Source organism: Schnuerera sp. (assembly GCF_035459645.1).
In the GTDB taxonomy this organism is placed as follows: Bacteria; Bacillota; Clostridia; order Tissierellales; family Tepidimicrobiaceae; genus Schnuerera.
This window is the reverse complement of record NZ_DATHXO010000432.1, coordinates 1-1,753: the sequence shown is the minus strand read 5'-3', so window position 1 is coordinate 1,753 and position 1,753 is coordinate 1. Positions and strand designations below refer to the sequence as shown.

Below are 1,753 nucleotides of genomic sequence, written 5' to 3'. Positions count from 1 at the left end.
AGACTTGCTAAGGAAGAACTCATTGGAAACATTTATTCAGGGAAACGAGGCATTGATAAATGTCTTTGTTCCGGGTGGTTATAATTACAATACAGCACAAGATATCGAAGTAGAAACAGTTAAAGACTTTTACAAATTTCTAATTAATTTATCTGATATGAAGAAAAAGGTAGTAATTGATAATATATATACAAAATTAAATACAATTAATTATAAGATTGATGATGATAATATTCCTTTTTAAAATAGTTATTGAAGAGTGACTTCATTTAATATTATATTTTCATACATACATATACTTCTTCACTAGGTATAAATACTTCCTGTGAAAAGGATTCTTAGAATTCCATTCACAATTGGGCGACATATAAAAATTATATTATAAATGGAAATGAAGTGACGGTGCCTGTCACTTAACTTAATAACTTATTTAATATTCTGAAAACTGTTAGTGTTTTCTATTCTACGCTGATTTGATATAATAATAGAAAATGCTATATGGTATTCCTAATATAAAAAGTGTCGGAGCCTGTCACTTAACTTAAAGTAAACTACCATGAATTTCGTATAGATAATTCTTTAAAAATTTATCCAGTAATTAGTCATATTAATACAAGATATAATTATAGAGATGAAAAAGCATCAGAATATTAAATATTTCGAGGTATCGAAAAATTACACCTTATAATTCTATTGAATCGGGGGTGTTTTTATTTAAAGTTCTTAGAACGGTGATTTCTGCAATATTCTGATATGCTAGGTATTGTATTTAGCCCAGTCATGGGTATATTTGGACTACCTGGAGAATCAATTGTAGTTCTCTATATTTTTTTATATTTTATCCTATAATTATTTTACACAAAAACACCTTACAGATATTAGTATCTATAAGGTGTTATCGTTATATTCGACAATAATCGGGTGGTATCGGGTACCTTTGGTATTTGCTAATAAGTTTGTTTATAATATAGCCACTCGTGAAGAACTTTGGTCTTTGCCTTTTCAACTTCTTCTATTGGTATACCAAGTTCTTTAGATGTTTTCTCGGTTATCAAATCTTCATCAAGCCCATCTTTAAAATCTGTTTCATACAATATTTCTCGCCATCTCTTGTATATCTTTACTTCTTCTTCTGTAGGCTGTTTATCCCAGTCCCTTTCCTCTAATACGAAACTATAGTCCATATTTTCATAATCCCCAATATCTACCGTACTAGTCATATCCCAATCTCCATTAGGTGCATATACGACTTCTCCCAGCGAAGTATCACCCCATCCTAAATAGTCTTTATTATCACAAAAACAAATTATTATACCCCTGAACTCTAATTCTTTTTTGGCTATTTCTATTATTTCTTTAGATAGATTTTTCAATTCTTCTTTATTTACCTTATCTTTTACAAAAACCGTCCATTTGTACTTACCCATTTCCTCTTCAGTAGTTGGAGATAATGGCATAGTGGTTTTGTCAATTATCTCATAGTTTATACTTGTAACCATTTGTAGTTCTTCTTGGGACTCTTCTTGTAGTGATTCTTCCTCATCATGATTTTCTTGCTGTTTCCCTTGTGGGGACTCTTCTTCATTATGATTCTCTTGCTCCTTTGATCATTGTATTATTAAATCATAAATCTATTTGATTTAATGATTTACTAACTATAAGACTTTAGCTATGTACAAAACAAAAAACATCTTATGTTGTGGTTACTATCTGTAAGGCATCTAATTTTTGTCATATTTTTGTTCAATCATTT

The 1,753-nt window shown here is 29.6% G+C and carries 2 protein-coding genes; one reads left to right on the top strand and one right to left on the bottom strand.

What is annotated here, in order from left to right; all coding sequences use genetic code 11:
- On the top strand, nt 1-244 hold a 244-nt coding region (locus tag VK998_RS10245; protein WP_325228035.1), incomplete at its 5' end, for a hypothetical protein.
- A gap of 703 nt (nt 245-947) precedes the next feature.
- On the opposite strand, the gene VK998_RS10240 is transcribed toward VK998_RS10245, so the two are convergent.
- Entirely contained in the window at nt 948-1,499 is a 552-nt protein-coding gene (locus VK998_RS10240; RefSeq protein ID WP_325228034.1) for a hypothetical protein, read from the bottom strand.
- Nucleotides 1,500-1,753: the final 254 nt, after the last annotated feature.

Coding starts and splice junctions, on each gene's coding strand:
- VK998_RS10240 (WP_325228034.1), bottom strand. CDS start 1,499: ATGGTTACAAGTATAAACTATGAGATAATTGACAAAACCACTATGCCA.